This window comes from Achromobacter maghribensis (genome assembly GCF_057334215.1).
In genome coordinates this window covers 104,749-117,865 of sequence record NZ_JBHFII010000026.1, presented here as the reverse complement: position 1 = coordinate 117,865, position 13,117 = coordinate 104,749, and the positions used below count along the sequence as shown (strand labels likewise).

Sequence of the window (13,117 nt, the reverse complement as noted above, 5' to 3'; positions counted from 1 at the left end):
GCGCCCGGGGGCGCGGCGTCTTCTTGCACGTCGAACAGGAGTTCGAGCTGATCAGTGCTAGACATACCTTTCGGGATTGAGACGCCGCATTTCCCCTTCGATCCATTCCTGTACCTTTTGGTTCAGTTCATCGGGGGAGAGTCCCTTGGATTCTATCGCGGGACCGATCGATAGGGTGACGAGGCCGGGATATTTCACGAAAGCGTTGCGCCGCCAGCACTCCCCGGCGTTATGCGCCACGGGAATGACGACCGCGCCGGTGCGCGAGGCAAGCAGCGCGCCGCCCATCTTGAAACGCGCCGTCTTGCCTGGGGCGACGCGCGTGCCTTCGGGAAACAGCAGGGGCCAGCGGCCTTCGTCCATGCGGGTCTGGCCTTGCTTGACCACCTGGTCGAACGCGTCGCGGCCCTTGGCGCGGTCGATGGCGATCATGCGCAGCAGCGCCAGGCCCCAGCCGAAGAACGGCACCATGTGCAGCTCTTTCTTGTAGACGAAACACACTTCACGCGGCATGTGGGCCGGGAAGAACAGCGTTTCCCAGGCCGACTGGTGCTTGGAGAGGATCACGGCCGGGCCGTCGGGCAGGTTTTCCCAGCCCTTGACCTGCCAGCGGATGCCGCAGAAGACCTTGGCGCCCCAGATTGCCAGGCGCGGCCAGCCCACCGTCAGCTTGTAGCGCCAGTGCAGGGGCAGCGGCGCCCACAGGATGCAGAGGATGGCGTAAGGGATGACCGTGATGGCCAGGAACAGGAAATACAGCAGCGAACGTAGCCGGGCCATCGAATCAATTGTCCTGCAGCAGGGTGTCGGCTACGGCCGACAGGTCTTCGCACACACGCGTGTTGTCGGGCAGGCCGCCCTTGGCCAGCGTCTTCTTGCCATTGCCCGTCTGCACCAGCCAGGGCGAGCAGCCGACGGACGACGATGCCTGCAAATCGCGCAGCGAGTCGCCCACGGCCGGCACGCCGGCCAGGTCGATGTCGTACCGACGGCCGATCTGCTCGAACATGCCGGGGCGCGGCTTGCGGCAGCTGCAATGGTCATCGGGACCATGCGGGCACAGGAACACGGCGTCGATGCTGCCGCCCACCGCGGCCAGTTCGCGCCGCATCTTGGTGTGGATGGCGGTCAGCGTGTCCATGTCGAACAAGCCGCGCGCCAGGCCCGACTGGTTGGTGGCAACCACCACCTTCCAATCCGCCTGCGTGAGCCGGGCGATCGCCTGCAGGCTGCCCGGCAGCGCGATCCACTCGTCGGGATTCTTGACGAACGCATCGCTGTCCTGATTGATGACGCCGTCGCGGTCTAGGATGATCAGTTTCACTGTGCCAGCCTGGAAATGTCTGCCACCTGGTTCATCAGGCCATGCAGCTGGCCCAACAGGGCAAGCCGGTTGGCGCGCACGGCCGGGTCTTCGGCCATGACCATGACGTCGGCAAAGAACGCATCCACCGGTTCGCGGGCCTGCGCCAGCGTGGAGAGGCTGCCGGCGAAGTCGCCGGCGGCAAGCTGGGCCTCGGCCTGCGGGCGCAGGGCGGCAACCGCGGCGGCCAGGGCCTTCTCGGCAGGCTCGACCAACGCGGCGGCGTTCACAGCACCGATCTCGCCTTCGGCTTTCTTCAGCAGGTTGCCAATCCGCTTGTTGGCGGCGGCCAGGCTGGCGGCTTCGGGCAGTTGCGCGAAGGCGGCGGCGGCGCGCACGCGTTCGGCCACTTGATGCAGCGGCGGCGTCAACGCGATGACGGCTTCCACCGCATTGCGGTCGAAGTCGTTGATCAGCTGGTTGCGGTAGCGTTCATAGATGAAGGTGCGGACTTCAGCCAGCGTGTCGGACGGGACTTTGCCGGCCGGGAACGTGCCCGCGGCCAGCTCCAGCAGGCCGTCCAGGGACAGCGGGCCGTCTTCGCTGATCTTCAGCCAGCCGCCTGCGGCCAGTTGTTCGAAGGCGCTGATCAGGCCCAGCGCGGCGCGGCGCAGACCGAAGGGGTCGCGTTCGCCCGTGGGCGCCAGGCCGATGGCCCAGATGCCGACCAGCGTTTCCACGCGTTCGGCGATGAAGAGCGTGGCGGCGGTCAACGTGTCTTCAGTGACGGGCGAGTCGTAGCGGTTGCGGTACTGGCCACGCAGCGCCTGCACGACGCTGTCGGGCTCGCCGTCGCCGGCGGCGTAGTACGCGCCCATGATGCCCTGCAGCTCGGGGAATTCGCCCACCATGTTCGAGCCCAGGTCGGCCTTGGCCAGCATGGCGGCCCGATCGGCTGCCGTGACGTCGCCGCCCAGTTGGCCCGCCACGCCGCGCGCGATGGCGCGCACGCGTTCCACGCGTTCCAGCTGAGTGCCCAGCTTGTTGTGATAAACGATGGAGCCCAGTTGCTCGACGCGCGCGGCCAGCGGCGTCTTGCGGTCGGTTTCGAAGAAGAACTGCGCATCGGCCAGACGCGGGCGCACCACGCGCTGGTTGCCTTCGACGATGTTCACCGGGTTGTCCGTGTGCATGTTGCTCACGATCAGGAAGCGGTGCGTCAGGCGGCCGGTGGCCGGGTCGAACAGCGGGAAGTACTTCTGGTTCAACCGCATGGTCAGGATCAGGCATTCCTGCGGCACTTGCAGGAACTGCTCTTCGAACTGGCCCACGTAGACGGTGGGGTGTTCGACCAGCGCGGTCACTTCGTCCAGCAGCGCGGCAACTTCAGGGTCGTCGCCCAGCGTGGCGGACAGGCGGCCGGCGTGGTCCAGCAACTGGCGCTGGATCTCGTCGCGGCGGCCTTCGAAGGACGCCACGACGCGGCCCTTTTCAGCCAGGGTGGCGGCGTAGGAATCGGCATCGGCGAACGACACCGGGCCGGTGCTCATGAAGCGGTGGCCCAGCGTGTCGCGGCCGGCGGTGAGGCCCAGCGCGGACACCGGCACGACGTCCGCGCCGAACAGGGCGACCAGGCCGTGCGCGGGGCGCACGAACTTGACGGTGGTGACGCCGTCGGCCAATTGGTAGCGCATGACCTTCGGAATCGGCAGGCTATTGAGCGCCGTGTCGATGCCTTCCTGCAAGCCCGTGGCCAGTTGTGCGCCGGCGGCGGTGCCGCGGGCGACCAGATAGTCCTGCTTGCCGTCGGATTCGCGGTCCAGCGTGGCCGGGTCAATGTTCTCGAGGCCCTTGGCGGCCAGTTTTTTCTGCAGCGCCGGCGTGGCCTGGCCGTCAGCGGTCAGGCCGATCTTCACGGGCATCAGCTTTTCGGCATACGGCTGGTCGGGCGCCTGCGCCAGCACGGCGGACAGGTGCACGGCCAGGCGGCGCGGCGTGGAATACGCGGTCACGGCGCAGCCGTCGGCCAACAGGCCGTGGCGCTCCAGCGTGGCGCGCACGCCTTCGGCGTAGGCTTGCCCCAACTTTTGCAGGGCCTTGGGCGGAAGTTCTTCGGTCAGCAGTTCGACCAGCAGCGGGCGGATGTTCGTCGTCATTTATGCAGCCTCCCCGGCCTGGTTGCGGCGCAGCATGGGAAAGCCCAGTCGTTCGCGGGATTCGAAATAAGCCTGCGCGACGGTGCGCGACAGGTTGCGGATGCGGCCAATGTAGGCGGCGCGCTCGGTGACGCTGATCGCGCCGCGCGCGTCCAGCATGTTGAAGGTGTGCGCGGCCTTCAGGGCGGCCTCGTAGGCCGGCAGCGCCAGCGGCACTTCCATCAGGCGGCGGGCCTCGGCTTCGTAGTCGTTGAAGTGCGCGAACAGCATGTCGGCCGACGAGTGTTCGAAGTTGTAGGTGGACTGCTCCACTTCGTTCTGATGGAACACGTCGCGGTACAGCACGCGGTTGCCGTTGGCGCCTTCCGTCCAGACCAGGTCGTACACGCTTTGCACGTCTTGCAGGTACATGGCCAGACGTTCCAGGCCGTAGGTGATTTCACCCGTGGTCGGCGTGCAGTCCAGGCCGCCCACTTGCTGGAAGTAGGTGAACTGCGTGACTTCCATGCCGTTCAACCAGACTTCCCAGCCCAGGCCCCAGGCGCCCAGGGTGGGATTTTCCCAGTCGTCTTCGACGAAACGGATGTCGTGCTGCGTCGGGTCGATGCCCAGCGCTTTCAGCGAACCGATGTACAGGTCCAGGATTTCCGGGGGCGCCGGCTTCAGCACGACCTGGTACTGGTAATAGTGCTGCAGGCGGTTGGGGTTTTCGCCATAGCGGCCATCCTTGGGGCGGCGCGACGGCTGGACATAGGCGGCGCGCCACGGCTCCGGGCCGATCGCGCGCAGGAATGTGGCCGTGTGCGAGGTGCCGGCGCCGACTTCCATGTCGTAGGGTTGCAGCAGGGCGCAACCCTGCTTGTCCCAGTATTCCTGGAGCGTAAGGATGATTTGCTGAAAGGTGAGCATAGGATTCTTGGAATTCGGTCGCCGGGCAAGGCCTGCCGTGGGCGTGGGAAACCGGGCATTTTAACTGGCCCGGGGCCGTCCCGTTTGGCGGGCGCCGCCGTGCGGTTACATCTATGCCCGGACGGCATCCCCCGGGCGGGCCGAGTGTGCCCCTGGCGGACGCTTGGGCGCGGCCCCGCTGCGCCTGAAAACCAATGGTCGTATGATTCCAGGTTGAGTCCCAAGTCTTATATAAAACCCGGAACCCGATTAACACCCGCAATTCCGAGAATTCCCGGAAGGAGCAGCCTCATGTCAGACCTGATCACGGTGGAAGTCACCGACGGCATCCAGATCATCACGATCAACCGCCCCGAAGCCAAGAACGCCATCAACCTGGAAACCGCCCAAGCCATGGCTGCCGCGCTGGACCAGCTGGATAGCCGCGACGACATCCGCATCGGCATCCTGACGGGGGGCGGCGGCACGTTCTCGTCGGGCATGGATCTGAAGGCGTTTGCTAAATCGGGACAGCGTCCGTACGTGGATGGCCGCGGTTTCGCGGGCCTGAACGAAAAGCCGCCCAAGAAGCCGCTGATTGCCGCCGTGGAAGGCTATGCCCTGGCCGGCGGTTGCGAAATGGCCCTGGCCTCGGACCTGATCGTGGCCGCCAGCAACGCCAAGTTCGGCCTGCCCGAAGTCAAGCGCGGCCTGGTGGCCGGCGCTGGCGGCATGCTGCGCCTGCCGCGCCGCCTGCCGTACCACATCGCCATGGAAGTGATCCTGACGGGCGAAATGCTGACCGCCGAACGCGCCTACTCGTTTGGACTGGTCAACCGCCTGACCGAACCGGGTGGCGCCCTGGCCGGCGCGCTGGAATTGGCGCGCGCCATCGTTGAAAACGGCCCGATGGCAGTGCAGACCGCCAAGAGCATCGTGTCGCAGGCCGTTGATTGGGACCAGGAAGGCATGTTCGACCGCCAACGTCCGCTGATCGCCCACATCTTTTCTTCGGCCGACGCCAAGGAAGGCGCCACGGCTTTCGCCGAAAAGCGCAAGCCGGTCTGGCAAGGCAAGTAATGAGTATTCCCGGCCGCCGTTCAAGGCGGCCGGGCAGCAACACCGATCTGTTCTCCCATGTGGTTGGTTGCACCCACCAGCCGCGTTTTCATGTTTTCCATCTTGACCCGCAAATCGCCATGTCCGTCATCATTAAAGAAGAAGACCTTATCCAGTCGATAGCCGATGGCATCCAGTTCATCAGCTATTACCACCCCGTGGATTACATCCGCCACCTGGCGCGCGCGTACGAGCGCGAGGAAAGCCCCGCCGCGCGCGACGCGATGGCGCAGATCCTGACCAATTCGCGCATGTGCGCCGAAGGCAAGCGCCCGTTGTGCCAGGACACCGGCATCGTCAACGTCTTCCTGAAGATCGGTATGAGCGTGCGCTTCGACACCAAGCGCACCCTGCAAGAGCTCTGTGACGAAGGCGTGCGCCGGGGCTACCTGAACCCGGACAATCCGCTGCGCGCTTCCGTGCTGGATGACCCGCTGTTTGCCCGCAAGAACACGCGCGACAACACGCCCTGTATCCTGCACGTCGAACTTGTCCAGGGTGACAAGGTCGACGTGCAAATCGCTTCCAAGGGCGGCGGTTCGGAAAACAAGACCAAGTTCGCCATGCTGAACCCCAGCGATTCGCTGGTGGACTGGGTGCTGAAGACCGTCCCGACGATGGGTGCCGGCTGGTGCCCGCCGGGCATGCTCGGCATCGGCGTCGGCGGCACCGCTGAAAAGGCCATGCTGATGGCCAAGCAGTCGTTGATGGAAGACATCGACATGTACGAACTGCTGGCCCGCGGCCCGCAGAACAAGCTGGAAGAACTGCGCATCGAACTCTACGAAAAGGTCAACGCGCTGGGCATTGGCGCGCAGGGCCTGGGCGGCCTGACGACCGTGCTGGACGTCAAGATCAGCACCTTCCCGACGCACGCCGCCTCCAAGCCGGTCGCGATGATCCCGAACTGCGCCGCCACGCGTCACGCGCACTTCGAATTGGACGGCTCGGGCCCCGCGCGCCTGGATCCGCCGTCGCTGTCGGAATGGCCGGAAGTGCACTGGGCGCCCGACTACAACAAGTCCAAGCAAGTCGACCTGAACACGCTGACGAAGGAAGAAGTCGCCAGCTGGAAGCCGGGCCAGACCCTGCTGCTGTCGGGCAAGATGCTGACCGGCCGCGATGCCGCGCACAAGCGCATCCAGGACATGCTGGCCAAGGGTGAGCCGCTGCCGGTGGACTTCACCAACCGCGTGATTTATTACGTGGGCCCGGTGGATCCGGTGGGCGACGAAGTGGTCGGCCCCGCCGGCCCCACGACTGCCACCCGCATGGACAAGTTCACCGACATGATGCTGGAGAAGACCGGCCTGATCTCGATGATCGGCAAGTCGGAACGCGGCCCGGTCGCCATCGAAGCGATCAAGAAGCACGGCTCGGCCTACCTGATGGCCGTGGGCGGCGCGGCGTACCTTGTGTCCAAGGCGATCCGCGGCGCCAAGGTGCTGGGTTTTGCCGACCTGGGCATGGAAGCCATCTATGAGTTCGACGTGAAAGACATGCCGGTGACCGTGGCGGTGGACGCCCAGGGCACCTCGGTCCACACGACGGGCCCCAAGGAATGGCAGGCCAAGATCGGCAAGATCCCGGTCGCCGTGGCGTAAGCACGCGCGACACGAAGACGGCCGCTGACATCCAGCGGCCGTTTTTTTTGCCTGTTGCGGTTACGGCGCCTGCAGAACGTTGCGCGCCGCGACGCGTCACGCCCGCCGCCTTACGGCGTCTTCGCGGTGGCCGCCTTGAATGCCGCGATGGCGTCGGCCGGTTTACCCAACACGTCGCGCAGCACTTCCTCGGTGTGCTCGCCCAGCAATGGCGGCGCGCGGCGATAGACGACGGGCGACGCCGAAAACCGCAGCGGGCTGGCGGTAACCGGCGCCATGCCGCCGGCGGGATGCGGCAGGTCGCGGCGCAACTGCCTGGCCTGCGCCTGCGGATGCGCGAACGCCTGCGCGATGTCGTTGATGGGCCCGCACGGCACGCCCACCGCTTCCAGCTTGGCAATCCAATCATCGCGGCGGCCTTGCAGCATGATCTCCGTCAGGATGGCGATCAGGACGTCGCGATTCGTTACGCGCAGCCGGTTGGTGGCGAAGCGCGGGTCGTCGCCCAGCTCGGGCACGCCGATGGCGCGGCAATAGGCGCGGTACTGCGATTCGTTGCCGGTGGCCACGATCAAGTGGCCGTCGCGGGCGGCGAACACCTGGTACGGCACCACGTTCTGGTGCGCATTGCCGGCGCGCTTGGGCGCCACCCCGGAATTGAAGTAGTTGGAGTTCTGGTTGGCCAGCAGCGCCACGTGGCTGTCCAGCAGCGCGATGTCCAGGTGCTGCCCCAGCCCGCTGCGATGGCGTTCCTGCAAGGCCGCCAGGATTGCGACGGTGGCGTACATGCCCGTCACGATGTCCGTCACCGCCACGCCGGCCTTTTGCGGTCCGCCGCCAGGCAGATCGTCGCGCTCACCGGTGATGCTCATCAGCCCGCCCATGCCCTGGATCATGAAGTCGTAGCCGGGCCGTTGCGCAAAGGGGCCGTCCTGGCCGAAGCCGGTGACCGAGCAATAGATCAGGCGTGGGTTGATGGCTTTCAGGCTGTCGTAGTCCAGGCCGTATTTGGCCAGGCCACCCACCTTGAAGTTCTCGACCAGGATGTCGCTTGCCGCCGCCAACTCGCGGATCAGCGCCGCGCCTTCGGACGTGGCCATGTCGGCTTCGACCGACCGCTTGTTGCGGTTGGCGCTGAGGTAGTAGGCGGATTCGTTGGTGTCCTGGCCGTTACCGTCCTTCAGATACGGCGGACCCCAGGCGCGGGTGTCGTCGCCGACGTGGGGGCGTTCGATCTTGATGACGTCGGCACCCAGATCGGCCAGGTTCTGCGTGCACCAGGGGCCGGCCAGGATGCGCGACAGATCAAGCACGCGGATGCCGTCAAGCGCGGGCGGGCGCGTCATGATTGCACCGTCGCGGTGCCGTGGCTCATGACGACCAGATCGCGTTCGCGCGCCCGCACCTGAAAGCGGATCTGTCCGTCCGGCATGCGCCACATGTCGCATTGCAGGGTCTCGCCGGGATACACGGGCGCCGAGAAGCGGGTGTTCAGGCTGGTCAGGCGCGACGCATCGTAGCCGCAGCAGCTTTTGACGATGGCATGCGCTGCCACGCCGTACGAACACAGGCCATGCAGGATGGGCCGTGGATAACCCGCCTGGCGCGCGACCTCGGGGTCGGCGTGCAGCGGGTTGCGGTCGGCGTTCAGGCGATAGAGCAAGGCGGCGCTGGGCGGGATGCGCAGTTCGCATTGCAGGTCCGGCTTGCCGCCCGGCACGGCGGGCAGGGCCTCGGGGCTGGCGTCGCCCTGGCCGAAGCCGCCGTCACCGCGGCAGAAAGTGCTTTGCCGCAGCGTGGCCAGGCAGGCGCCGCTTTCATCATGCAGCGTGCGCTCGGTAATGACGATGGCGCCCTTGTCCGCGCCCTTGTCGATCACATGCGTGTTGCGGCTCTTGCCGATGACCACGCCCGATGTCGGCAACGGCGCATGCATCGTCAGACGCTGCTCGCCGTGCACGACCTTCACCCAGTCGATGCCGGCGCGCGGGTCCTGCACCCAGAAGCCGGGATAACCCAGCACTACGCTCATCGTGGGGAAGGCCTGTAAGTCCTTCTCGTACACGTAGCGCAATTGGCCAGCGTCTTCGGGGTCCTGACCCAGGCCGATGCCCAGGGCATACAGCATGGTGTCTTTTTGCTCGTAGCGCTGACGTACATCGTCAAAGCGCCAGTTTTTTACGGTCGCGTAATCCAGGGGCATGGCGGTCTCAGATGGGGTCCCAGTCGATGACGTCGGGCGAGCGCTCCAGGGCGTAGAAGTGCTTACGCATGGCCGGCACGGCGATCTCGGCGATGCGCTCCGGCGTCCACCCTTCGCTGTTGTGCACCGTGCGCAGCGGCCGCGGCTGGCTCATCAGCATGATTTCGTTGGCGCGCACGGCGAAGATCTGGGCGGTGATTTCGCTGGCCGCATCGCTCGCCAGGTAGACGGCCATCGGCGCGACCTTGCCGGCTTCCATCTTCTTCAGCTTTTCGACGCGGGCCTTCTCTTCGTCGGTTTCCGCCGGGATGGAACTCGTCATGCGGCTCCAGGCGAACGGGGCGATGCAGTTGGACCGCACGTGATAGCGCGCCATGTCCAGCGCAATGGACTTGGACAGAGCCACGATGCCGAGCTTGGCGGCCGCGTAGTTGGCCTGGCCGAAGTTGCCGATCAGGCCGGACGTGGACGTCATGTGCACGAAGGCGCCCGATTCCTGTTCGCGGAAATAAGGCGCTGCCGCGCGGCTCATGAAGAACGAGCCGTTCAGGTGCACGTCGATCACCTGGCGCCATTCTTCTTCGCTCATCTTGTGGAAAACGCGGTCGCGCAGATTGCCCGCGTTGTTGATCACCGCATCAATGCGGCCGAACGCGTCGATCGCGGTCTGCACCACGCGGCTTGCGCTGTCGTAGGCGGCGACGCTGTCCGTGTTGGCGACGGCCTGGCCGCCGGCCGAGACAATCTCTTTCACGACTGCTTGCGCCGGCCCTTCCGCGCCGCCTTCGCCCGTCAGCGACACGCCGATGTCGTTCACCACGACCTTGGCGCCCGCCTGCGCCATCGCCAGCGCAATGCTGCGCCCGATGCCGCCGCCCGCGCCCGTGACGACCACTACCTTTCCGGAAACCATGCCGCTCATAGCCTGTGACTCCTGTGCTGCGGCGCATGCACCGCCTGTGGAAAACAGTTCCGCATCAACCGATATGGTTCGCGGGACCACGGCCTGTTAGTGTTAACAGGCCATGGTGCATGGTAGATTCGACACGGCATTCGAAGAATTCAAAATTAGAAATGCCCCCCTTCTGCGTGGTGGAACATGAGACATGATTTGACTGACCTGCGTTTGTTTGTGAACGTAGGGGAAACACTCAATTTGACCCGGGCTGCGGAACGCACGTTCCTGTCATTGCCGGCGGCAAGCGCGCGGGTCAAGCACATGGAAGAAGCCTTCAAGGCGCGCCTGCTGGTGCGCCTGGCGACCGGCGTCGCGCTGACGCCGGCGGGCGAGGTGCTGCTGAAGCACGCCAACGCCGTCTTCCGGCAACTGGAATGCCTGAACGCCGATCTGCAGCCCTATGCCAGCGGGTTAAAGGGACGCTTGAGATTGCTGGCCAACACAACCGCGACGAACTCGTTTCTGGCGGATGCCCTGTCCACGTTCCTTGCGGAAAACCCTGACGTGGACGTCGAACTCGAAGAGAAAATATCGGGGGACATCGTCATCGCGATCCGTGCGGGCGCCGGCGATCTTGGCCTGGTGGCCGGCAACATCGATGTGGAAGGGCTGGACGTCACGCCGCTGTTCCGCGACGAACTCACCGTGGTGACGTCGTTGGATCATCCGCTGGCAGCTTCCAAGTCGGCCCATTTCGCGGACCTGGTCGACGCCTATCAATTCGTCGGCATTCACCCCGACAGCGCCATCCAGACCTTCCTGGAAGATATCGCCAGCGGCCTGGGCAAGCGCATTTGCCAGCGCGTGCACGTGGGCAGCTTCGAAGCGGTGTGCCGCATGGTGGAAGCGGGGGCGGGCATCGCCGTCGTGCCGCGCGCCTGCGCGGCGCGCTACAGCCGCCCCGATTCGCTGCACGTGCTGAAACTGGAAGACCCTTGGGCGCTGCGCGACCGTCTGCTGTGCCGCCAACGCGGCCGCGATCTGCCCAGCTTCGCCGAGTGCTTCATCGAACACGTGCAGCGCGCCGCGCGCGGGCAATGAACGCAGCAGCGGGCGGCCAGGCCGGCGCCTGCTCCGTTTTCCCTAGGCCAGGTGTCGCATCCGCGCATCGTCCCGATGTAGATCGTGTCCGCTGACCGAACTTTCCTTCCCGTGCGAAAGAGGGGCTTTTGAAAATGTGTAGCGGCGATTTGGCGCGGCCGGAAAATAATAAATAAGAGCGGCGGGCAGCAGTTCTTGAAGCTTGACCGTGAATAACACCAAGACTCAGGAGACTGCAGTGACCGATCTTCAACGCCGCCGCGTCGTCGCGGGGCTGGGCGCCGCGTGCGCCGCCGCCGTCGTGCCCGCCTTATTCCCCGCCACGGCCCGCGCCGCCACCTGGCCGGGCCATGCCGTGACTTTCGTCGTGCCGTTTCCCCCGGGGGGGCCGGTGGATACCACCGCGCGCTTTACGACGCAGCCGCTAGGCCAACTGTGGTCGGTGCCGACCGTGGTCGATAACAAATCGGGCGCGGGCGGCATCGTTGGCGCGCAATTCGCGGCCAAGGCCGAGCCCGATGGCTACAACTTCTTTTTCGCATCCATCCATCATGCGGTGCTGCCCAGCTTGCGCGACAACCTCAGCTACGACATCACGCGCGACTTCGTGCCGGTCGGCATGGCGGCGGTGTTTCCCATCGTGCTGGTGGTGAATGCGTCGCTGCCCGTGAATACGGTCAGTGAACTGATCGCCTACGCCAAGGAGAACCCCGGCAAGCTCTCGTTCGGTTCGTCGGGCACGGGCGGCGGCACGCACCTGGCGGGCGAACTCTTCAATGCGATGGCTGGCGTGCGGATCCAGCACATCCCGTATCGCGGCAGCGCGCCCGCCATGCAGGACCTGCTGGGCGGGCAGGTGCAGGTGATGTTCGCGGACGGCCCGTCGGCCGTGCCGCATCTGAAGGGCGGCAAGGTGCGCGCGCTGGGCGTGGGCAACCCCACGCGTTCCAGCATGCTGCCAGATGTGCCTACCATCGCCGAATCCGGGTTGCCGGGCTACGAGGCGTATTCGTGGAGCGGCGTGATGGCGCCCAAGGGCACGCCGCCGGACATCGTGAAGCGCATGAACGCCGATATGGTGAAGGTGCTGTCGGACCCCGCCACGACCAAGGGCATGATCGCCGCGGGCGCCGAGCCCAAGCCCGGCACCCCGGAGCAATTCGGCGAGTTCGTGCAGCACGAGATCGTGAAGTGGCGCGACCTGATCAAGACCGCGAACATCAAGCTGGAATAGGGCGGTACGGACCACGCGATCCGGACCACGTGATCCGAACCACGTGATCCGAACCACACGGGCGGGCTCGTAGAGATCCCGCCCGCGCTTTTTCTTACGCAGCCAGCAAGGCGTCGCGGGCGCTGCGGTATTCCGCTTCCAGTTGATCCACCAGCGTGGCGATAGGCAGGACTTCCTGCGCGGCGCCCACGCCCTGGCCGGCGCTCCAGACATCTTTCCAGGCTTTCGGCCGGGTGTTCTTGTCCATGTTGGCGGGCGGCGCCTCGCCGTGCTTTGCCAGGGTCAAGGGATCCAGCCCGGCCGCCTGGATGCTGGCGGAAAGGTAGTTGGCTGGCACGCCCGAGAAATATGGGGTGTAGGTCACATCGGCCGCTTGCGCCTGCAGCACCATTTCGCGGTATGCCTCGCCTGCCAGCGACTCTTGCGTGGCGATGAAGCGCGTGCCCATATAGGCGAAGTCGCAGCCCAGGATCTGCGCTGCAAGAATGTCCTTGCCGTGGCTGATGCAGCCCGACAGGGCCAGCGGGCCGTCGTAGAACGCCCGGATCTCGTTGACTAGCGCGATGGGGTTGATTTGTCCCGCATGGCCGCCGGCGCCGGCGGCCCCCAGG

12 protein-coding genes are annotated in these 13,117 nt (G+C 65.6%); 4 read left to right on the top strand and 8 right to left on the bottom strand.

Going from position 1 to position 13,117, the window contains the following annotated elements; translation table 11 throughout:
• Nucleotides 1–57: 57 nt before the first annotated feature.
• From ACE039_RS11370 to glyQ, 4 genes are read right to left on the bottom strand one after another with little or no spacing between them, the layout of a single operon-like run.
• Nucleotides 58–780 carry a lysophospholipid acyltransferase family protein gene (locus tag ACE039_RS11370; protein ID WP_105555455.1) on the bottom strand — a complete coding sequence of 241 codons (723 nt, stop codon included), beginning with the start codon at nucleotides 778–780 and terminating at the stop codon, nucleotides 58–60.
• A 4-nt stretch (nucleotides 781–784) separates the two neighbouring features.
• Complete coding sequence (gmhB, locus tag ACE039_RS11365) at nucleotides 785–1,324, bottom strand: D-glycero-beta-D-manno-heptose 1,7-bisphosphate 7-phosphatase (RefSeq protein WP_448713133.1); 540 nt, start codon at nucleotides 1,322–1,324, stop codon at nucleotides 785–787.
• A complete protein-coding gene (gene glyS / locus ACE039_RS11360; RefSeq protein WP_485811726.1) occupies nucleotides 1,321–3,459 on the bottom strand; it encodes a glycine--tRNA ligase subunit beta in 2,139 nt (712 codons plus the stop codon). The genes gmhB and glyS overlap by 4 nt, the downstream gene beginning before the upstream one ends.
• Nucleotides 3,460–4,368 carry a glycine--tRNA ligase subunit alpha gene (gene glyQ, locus ACE039_RS11355; RefSeq protein ID WP_448713130.1) on the bottom strand — a complete coding sequence of 303 codons (909 nt, stop codon included), beginning with the start codon at nucleotides 4,366–4,368 and terminating at the stop codon, nucleotides 3,460–3,462.
• Nucleotides 4,369–4,659: 291 nt separating this feature from the next.
• Between glyQ and ACE039_RS11350 the strand changes: the two genes are divergently transcribed.
• Nucleotides 4,660–5,427, top strand: coding sequence for a crotonase/enoyl-CoA hydratase family protein (locus tag ACE039_RS11350; RefSeq protein WP_105555447.1), 768 nt, complete (start codon nucleotides 4,660–4,662; stop codon nucleotides 5,425–5,427).
• A 119-nt stretch (nucleotides 5,428–5,546) separates the two neighbouring features.
• Complete coding sequence (locus ACE039_RS11345; protein WP_088587685.1) at nucleotides 5,547–7,070, top strand: fumarate hydratase; 1,524 nt, start codon at nucleotides 5,547–5,549, stop codon at nucleotides 7,068–7,070.
• A 110-nt stretch (nucleotides 7,071–7,180) separates the two neighbouring features.
• Here ACE039_RS11345 and ACE039_RS11340 read toward each other — a convergent pair whose 3' ends face one another.
• From ACE039_RS11340 to ACE039_RS11330, 3 genes are read right to left on the bottom strand one after another with little or no spacing between them, the layout of a single operon-like run.
• Complete coding sequence (locus ACE039_RS11340) at nucleotides 7,181–8,416, bottom strand: CaiB/BaiF CoA transferase family protein (protein WP_485822403.1); 1,236 nt, start codon at nucleotides 8,414–8,416, stop codon at nucleotides 7,181–7,183.
• On the bottom strand, nucleotides 8,413–9,273 hold the full coding sequence (locus ACE039_RS11335) for a MaoC/PaaZ C-terminal domain-containing protein (protein ID WP_448713125.1): 861 nt from the start codon (nucleotides 9,271–9,273) through the stop codon (nucleotides 8,413–8,415). Before ACE039_RS11335 ends, ACE039_RS11340 begins: the two co-directional genes overlap by 4 nt.
• 7 nt (nucleotides 9,274–9,280) lie before the next feature.
• The gene (locus tag ACE039_RS11330) at nucleotides 9,281–10,195 is read right to left on the bottom strand and encodes an SDR family NAD(P)-dependent oxidoreductase (RefSeq protein WP_313462753.1); all 915 of its coding nucleotides are present in this window, start codon (nucleotides 10,193–10,195) and stop codon (nucleotides 9,281–9,283) included.
• A gap of 177 nt (nucleotides 10,196–10,372) precedes the next feature.
• Between ACE039_RS11330 and ACE039_RS11325 the strand changes: the two genes are divergently transcribed.
• A complete protein-coding gene (locus ACE039_RS11325; RefSeq protein ID WP_105555443.1) occupies nucleotides 10,373–11,272 on the top strand; it encodes a LysR family transcriptional regulator in 900 nt (299 codons plus the stop codon).
• A 238-nt stretch (nucleotides 11,273–11,510) separates the two neighbouring features.
• Nucleotides 11,511–12,506 carry a Bug family tripartite tricarboxylate transporter substrate binding protein gene (locus tag ACE039_RS11320; protein ID WP_485822402.1) on the top strand — a complete coding sequence of 332 codons (996 nt, stop codon included), beginning with the start codon at nucleotides 11,511–11,513 and terminating at the stop codon, nucleotides 12,504–12,506.
• Nucleotides 12,507–12,600: 94 nt separating this feature from the next.
• On the opposite strand, the gene ACE039_RS11315 is transcribed toward ACE039_RS11320, so the two are convergent.
• Nucleotides 12,601–13,117: NAD(P)H-dependent flavin oxidoreductase (locus tag ACE039_RS11315; RefSeq protein WP_485822401.1), on the bottom strand; the 517-nt coding region annotated here is incomplete at its 5' end.